The organism is Pantoea sp. Pa-EAmG, assembly GCF_030024295.1.
GTDB lineage: Bacteria > Pseudomonadota > Gammaproteobacteria > Enterobacterales > Enterobacteriaceae > Pantoea > Pantoea dispersa.
The window spans coordinates 1-700 of sequence record NZ_JASEWO010000403.1 but is presented as its reverse complement, the minus strand read 5'-3'; the positions used below and the strand labels follow the sequence as shown (position 1 = coordinate 700).

At 56.3% G+C, this 700-nt stretch carries 1 protein-coding gene; it reads right to left on the bottom strand.

Annotated features, from left to right (window positions below):
- Positions 1-631 (bottom strand): pyruvate dehydrogenase complex transcriptional repressor PdhR (pdhR, locus tag QMM04_RS22920; protein ID WP_282997189.1); only part of this gene is annotated, 631 nt, incomplete at its 3' end.
- Between the last annotated feature and the right edge of the window lie 69 nt (positions 632-700).

Sequence of the window (700 nt, the reverse complement as noted above, 5' to 3'; positions counted from 1 at the left end):
CCACAATCGCCTCAAAGATACTGGCGCGGTGACCGCTCACTTTCGCCAGCATTTCGCGGCGAGCGTAGAGCAATTCGAAATTCTGACGGACGTTCTGTTCCAGCATAGGGCCCATCGAACGCAGCAAGTGCAGCAGCACCACATTATGGGCGGCTTCTGTGACAGCGATCTGATACTTCATGACCGCATCGGCCTCAGCATCTAAATCGCCGCTGTCCTGCGCCTGCTGGATGTTGACGTGACAGTCGCGAATACGCTGCAGGTCTTCATCGGTGCCGCGCAGCGCAGCGTAGTAGGCCGCAACGCCTTCCAGCGCATGGCGGGTTTCCAGCAGGTCAAACTGGGATTCAGGATGTTCAGCAAGCAGGCCGACCAGCGGGTCGCTCAGGCTTTGCCAGAGATTCTGCTGTACGAAGGTGCCACCACCCTGACGGCGCAGCAGCAGGCCTTTGGCTTCCAGACTCTGGATCGCTTCGCGCAGCGATGGACGTGAGACATCAAACTGTTTGGCCAGTTCACGCTCGGGAAGCAGTTTTTCACCCGGCTGGAGCGTCCCTTCCATAATCAGGGATTCCAGCTGCTGCTCGATTGCATCGGAGAGCTTGGGTTGGCGAATTTTACTGTAGGCCATCATCCCTTCTTATGAGCCAAACGTCCGGAGTAAATTGGTAATACCAATTGAAAAATGGTGCCCGTAAAG